Source organism: Bartonella sp. AA97HXZ (assembly GCF_042196985.1).
Classification (GTDB): domain Bacteria; phylum Pseudomonadota; class Alphaproteobacteria; order Rhizobiales; family Rhizobiaceae; genus Bartonella.
Map to the genome: position 1 here is coordinate 1 of NZ_JBHIRC010000038.1, position 4,818 is coordinate 4,818.

At 39.4% G+C, this 4,818-nt stretch carries 7 protein-coding genes and 3 pseudogenes; 6 read left to right on the plus strand and 4 right to left on the minus strand.

Annotated features, from left to right (window positions below; all coding sequences use genetic code 11):
- Positions 1 to 69: 69 nt before the first annotated feature.
- From ACFINE_RS09120 to ACFINE_RS09145, 6 genes and pseudogenes are all read left to right on the plus strand, one after another.
- A pseudogene (locus tag ACFINE_RS09120) lies at positions 70 to 234 on the plus strand (recombinase); the annotation flags it as partial.
- Between the two features lies 1 nt (position 235).
- Positions 236 to 859 carry a lambda exonuclease family protein gene (locus ACFINE_RS09125; protein ID WP_375621815.1) on the plus strand — a complete coding sequence of 208 codons (624 nt, stop codon included), beginning with the start codon at positions 236 to 238 and terminating at the stop codon, positions 857 to 859.
- Between the two features lie 78 nt (positions 860 to 937).
- A complete protein-coding gene (locus ACFINE_RS09130; protein ID WP_375621816.1) occupies positions 938 to 1,351 on the plus strand; it encodes a hypothetical protein in 414 nt (137 codons plus the stop codon).
- Positions 1,348 to 1,734: a hypothetical protein gene (locus tag ACFINE_RS09135; RefSeq protein WP_375621817.1), complete on the plus strand. Its 387-nt coding sequence runs from the start codon at positions 1,348 to 1,350 to the stop codon at positions 1,732 to 1,734. The genes ACFINE_RS09130 and ACFINE_RS09135 overlap by 4 nt, the downstream gene beginning before the upstream one ends.
- A 75-nt stretch (positions 1,735 to 1,809) precedes the next feature.
- Positions 1,810 to 2,058, plus strand: a complete 249-nt coding sequence (locus tag ACFINE_RS09140; RefSeq protein ID WP_015857131.1) for a hypothetical protein — start codon at positions 1,810 to 1,812, stop codon at positions 2,056 to 2,058.
- A 2-nt stretch (positions 2,059 to 2,060) separates the two neighbouring features.
- A pseudogene (locus ACFINE_RS09145) lies at positions 2,061 to 3,097 on the plus strand (tyrosine-type recombinase/integrase).
- Between the two features lie 56 nt (positions 3,098 to 3,153).
- Here the strand turns inward: ACFINE_RS09145 and ACFINE_RS09150 are convergent.
- The 4 genes and pseudogenes from ACFINE_RS09150 to ACFINE_RS09165 form a co-directional block, all read right to left on the minus strand.
- A complete protein-coding gene (locus ACFINE_RS09150) occupies positions 3,154 to 3,453 on the minus strand; it encodes a HigA family addiction module antitoxin (RefSeq protein WP_375621818.1) in 300 nt (99 codons plus the stop codon).
- 17 nt (positions 3,454 to 3,470) lie between these two features.
- The gene (locus ACFINE_RS09155) at positions 3,471 to 3,662 is read right to left on the minus strand and encodes a type II toxin-antitoxin system RelE/ParE family toxin (RefSeq protein WP_375621820.1); all 192 of its coding nucleotides are present in this window, start codon (positions 3,660 to 3,662) and stop codon (positions 3,471 to 3,473) included.
- Positions 3,611 to 3,751: a type II toxin-antitoxin system RelE/ParE family toxin gene (locus ACFINE_RS09160; RefSeq protein WP_375621819.1), complete on the minus strand. Its 141-nt coding sequence runs from the start codon at positions 3,749 to 3,751 to the stop codon at positions 3,611 to 3,613. Before ACFINE_RS09160 ends, ACFINE_RS09155 begins: the two co-directional genes overlap by 52 nt.
- A 785-nt stretch (positions 3,752 to 4,536) precedes the next feature.
- Positions 4,537 to 4,818, minus strand: a pseudogene (locus ACFINE_RS09165) (late control protein); the annotation flags it as partial.

Sequence of the window (4,818 nt, forward strand, 5' to 3'; positions counted from 1 at the left end):
GTCATAAATTTTTGAACCCCAAGTAACACAAGCATTATCATAGACCCAGCAATTGCCATCATGAGAGAGATTGCTTTTGTCAACGTCAAAAAGCTCGACGATATGTCTGAAGGACAAGCACAAACGGTGTTGCATCTTTTGAAAGATAAACAAAACAGGCAAAAGGTAGAAACAGATTCTACTATACAAGATGCCGATATAGCAACGCCACACGAACAGGGAACGGCGGTGTGAGATGGAACAAAGAACAGCAGAATGGTTTCAAGCGCGCTTGGGTAAAGTCACTGCTTCAAACGTTTACAACGTACTCAGTAAGACAGCAAAAGGATTGCCTACAAGCAAATATGAAGACTACAAAATCAAACTCATTACAGAGCGTCTAATAGAAGGAATAAGCCAATCTTATATAACACCAGCTATGCAATGGGGCATTGAACATGAGGATGATGCCTTGAGAGAATATGCATTCATTTATGACACAGAGGTCACAAGGTGCGGGTTTATCCAACACCCCACAATAAAAATGGCAGGAGCAAGTCCTGATGGATTTGTTGGTGATGACGGTTTAGTTGAAGTTAAATGTCCACAATCGACCACGCATTTGCGCTTCTTTATGGATGGCAAAATCAAACCTGAATATATCGCACAAATGCAATTCCAAATGGCATGTACAGGACGCAAATGGTGTCATTTCATGAGCTATAATCCAAACTTTGTAGGTAGATCTACTGGTTTGAGAATGAAAATCAAACGCGTCCTCCGTGATGAGAAACACATTGAAGAGATTAATAAAGCTGTCGAAATCTTTTTAGGGGAAATAGAACAAGAGATGGAAAAGATTTTGGCAAAAGCTGCTTAAACATATGGGGGTGCTCTCTCCTCCCAGCACCCCCACCCTTTCCTAACACTTTCAACACATGCGTGCTTCACGCTACGGGTGGATTGTACGCAAATCAAGGAAATAAACCATGGAAAAAAATATGAACTTACTGATGAAATAACTGAGGTTGATGGCAAAACTCTCCACCGCATTCGTGCATTGAGAGACTTTGGTGGTATTAAAGCAGAGGACCTAGGCGGTCTTATAGAGCATGAAGGCAACTTATCCCATGAGGGCAATTGTTGGATTTGGTATAAGGCTTGTGTTTTTGGAGATGCACGTGTTTATGGCAATGCACAAGTTTACGGTGAGGCATACATTTACGATGGGGCGCGTGTTTACGGCAATGCGCAAGTTTACGGTGATGCGCATGTTTACGGTCATGCAAAAATTTACGGTGAAGCATGTGTATGTTGGGACGACTGGATTGATGACGATAGAAGAATCTCAACTAGAGAACAAACCAGATGAGAAAATACGAACTGACTGATGAAACAATTGAGTTTGATGGATACATTACGCTTTACCGCATCCGTGCATTGAAAGACTTTGGAGATGTAAAGGCAGGTGATCTTGGCGGCTTTATAGAGCATGAAGACAATTTAAGTCATGAAAACGATTGTTGGATTTATAATGATGCCAAGGCGTATTTGTTTGCCAATATTTACGATAGCGCTAAGGTTTTTGATAACGCACAAGTTGCTTATAATGCAGAGATTTTTGGAAATGTGGTTATCGATAGTGATTCAAGAATTTATGGCGATACAAAAATTTATGATAATTCAGAAGCTTGTAAACGAACTATGACCGCCCAGAACGGCGACTCTTCAGCAAAAGACGACATTCCTTTCTAGCAACACAAACAAAATTTTAACACCAGCGTGATTCACGCCACGAGTGAATTACATCTAAAATGAAGGGGAATAAACATGCCACACCGCCCACCTACTATCACGCAACCAGCTATTGCTCGTGCTTTAAGAGAAGCTAAAAAACAAGGATGTGAACTCATAGAAATCAAACCTACAGGGGAATTATTAATTCATATCAATAAAACCATAACACCAACAACGACAGATAATACTTATAGCATTGATGATTTTCCACCGCTTGAAAATGAACAAGAAGACTACGAGACCAGCAAAAGCTGCCCCTCTGTCGACGGTATAAAGTTTTAGCCATGCCAAAACGCCGTCCACCGCATCTTGTTCGTGAACGTACACGCCATGGTAAAGTTATATGGTATGTACGTATTGGTCATGGACCACGGTTTCGGATTGAAGGAACCTATGGAACGCAAGAGTTTGTTGACAATTATACGCTGGCTATTAAACAAGCGCAAAATGGCTCCTCCAAAACAAAGAGGCGTACCAGACTCACAGAAGGGTCTTTCGATTGGTTATTGCATCAGTATTTACAAAGCATGCAATGGCATAATCAATTAGAAACTACTAAAAAATTAAGTATAGAATTCTGAATAATGTTTCTAAACATATCGGTGATCGTGCATATAAAAGCATAAACAAACAACACATTCTTGAAGCCGTAGACAGAAGGCGAGATACCCCCGCCGCGGCAAAACATTTTTTGACCTCTTTAAATGGTCTCTTTAATTGGGCGGTTGATAATGCCCTTTTAAATAGAAATCCTGCTTTTAATATAAAGCCGCCAAAATCCTTTAATGCAGAAGGGTTCATACCATGGTTAGAAGAAGATATTGACAAATATTATCACCGTTGGTCACATGGTACACATGAACGCGTCTGGATTGATGTTCTTCTTTATACAGGCTTGCGTCGTGGTGATGCCGTTCGTATCGGCTGGAAAGACGTCAAAGATAATATCATTTATCTCAAAACAGAAAAGAGCCAATTTAAAACAGATGTTTTTCTTCCTATTTTACCAGAACTCGCAGAAACACTTAAAATTGGACCTATTGGAGATGAAACATTTATTTGCGGTAAAGAAGGTAAAAAACTGACCAAAGAAAGTTTTGGTAATCTGTTTCGTAAAGCTTGTAATGCAGCAGGTATTAAAAAATCAGCGCATGGATTGCGAAAATTAGCAGCAACACGTGCAGCCAATGCTGGTGCGACAGTTTCGCAAATGAAAGTGCTTTTTGGCTGGACCGAAGATAAAATGGTATCCCTTTGTACCAAAACAGCCGATAGAAAACGACTTGCAATAGAAGCAATCAAAAAGCTACAAAAAAGCTAGAGCAATGAGCGGCAGCTAAAAAACAAACCAAAGCACCATCAAAATTATTAACGAAGTCAAAGCGGCGTTTGAGGTGTATCAGAAACAAGAAGAGAAATAGGTGGTTGTGCCTGTTGCTTTGTTTGCCATAAATTATAATTTGTTTGCATATCCAGCCAAAATTTTGCTTTACTAAAACCAGCTAGTTCTAATTTCACTGCAAATTCGGTACTCATAGAGGCATGTCCGTTAATCACTCTTGATAGAGAAGCTCTTGTCATATGGAGATGATCAGCTAATTTTTGTATTGTTATCCCCATTTCGTCTAAGAAAGCTACTTTTAGAACTTCGCCCGGATGTGCGGGGTTATGCATCATTATTTTCGTTCCTTTCATCAATGGTAATCTTGATAATCAACAAGCTCCACATCTGTTCCTATAAAGCGAAAAGTAACACGCCAATTTCCATTCACCCATATAGAATAGTATCCTGTAAGTTCACCTTTAAGAGGATGCATTTTAAAGGCAGGTGCTTTCACATTTCGAGTGTGGTAGCACTTGTTAAAGCCGTTAAGATAACGCGTAATTTCTTTACGTGATCTGGTCGAATAGCTTTTGTGGAACCTGTTGTATAAAATAATTTTAAGCCCTTATGTCTGAAACTCACAATTGCCATTAGAACCCCTTATCGTATACTACTACTATACGATTTATAAAAATAAAAGTCAAGTAATATACTGGAAAATCTGATTACATATTTGGATAAAATGATTGAGAATAAGCTATAAAAAAGTTCGGGATAGACATAAAAATAAGTTAATAAAATCAATGGAATTAAAATTCCCTTACCTTTATATAAGTTATTGATTGCATATAAATGTAGCATTCCCACCCCCCTCCGCCACAGCATTTTTATCATGCTATAACTTTTTGATTTTATATGACTTTTTTAAAGGTTCGGTGTAGCTTGCCAGCGGGTTTTGTATATTTTGCCACTAGGTTTTGTACCAATTTATTTTTTTTAAGAGTTTTAAAGGGGTTCACAAAGGGTCTTCAAAGGCCTTTCAAAGATCATTTAAAGCCTCTTTTCTTTTCTGCTCAAAATCGCAATTTGAGATGATCAATCATTGAGTTGGAATCGTATTATTTGAGAAGCAGCGTATATAAGATGTGTTCACCCTTTTAGCATAAATTGACTAATCGTTTTTCCGTATCCCAAACACATTATTCAAGTACATTATTAAAAAAAGAAGCGTTTAAGGAATTCGGTCAACTTGACCAAATTGCTCTTCAGTCTGCAATTGTGCAATGTTTGCACCATTGCTCCTTTGAGGAATTGGGTAAACATTACCCTATTGCTGTACTCATGCAATTGGTGCAAGTTGCACCTATTCCTTACCTCCACACCAAAATGCGAACTTTTGATTTTGGTCTCAATACTCTTCAACACCGATCAAAGGGTCAAGTTGTCCCTTTGATTTTCTGTCTCTCAGAGGTTTCCTTTTCTCCTGCCTCTTTTCCCTTGTTTGGTGCCTCGAGTGTGATTTCTGTTGTGTATCCGCTTTGTTTTTCATAGCGGTGGGTGACAGTGGAAGCTTTCCATGGCCCATTGATTTGCCCACGAAACCCTTGAAGGATGAGAGGTTGATCCGCCATGATTTCTGGGCGTCCCTCTAAGGTCAAGGAGCCACTGCCCACAGCACGACACAACCTGTCCGACTCGGAAGCAGCGGCAGATAAAGC

Coding starts and splice junctions, on each gene's coding strand:
- ACFINE_RS09125 (WP_375621815.1), top strand. CDS start 236: ATGGAACAAAGAACAGCAGAATGGTTTCAAGCGCGCTTGGGTAAAGTC.
- ACFINE_RS09150 (WP_375621818.1), bottom strand. CDS start 3,453: ATGATGCATAACCCCGCACATCCGGGCGAAGTTCTAAAAGTAGCTTTC.
- ACFINE_RS09160 (WP_375621819.1), bottom strand. CDS start 3,751: ATGGCAATTGTGAGTTTCAGACATAAGGGCTTAAAATTATTTTATACA.
- ACFINE_RS09135 (WP_375621817.1), top strand. CDS start 1,348: ATGAGAAAATACGAACTGACTGATGAAACAATTGAGTTTGATGGATAC.
- ACFINE_RS09140 (WP_015857131.1), top strand. CDS start 1,810: ATGCCACACCGCCCACCTACTATCACGCAACCAGCTATTGCTCGTGCT.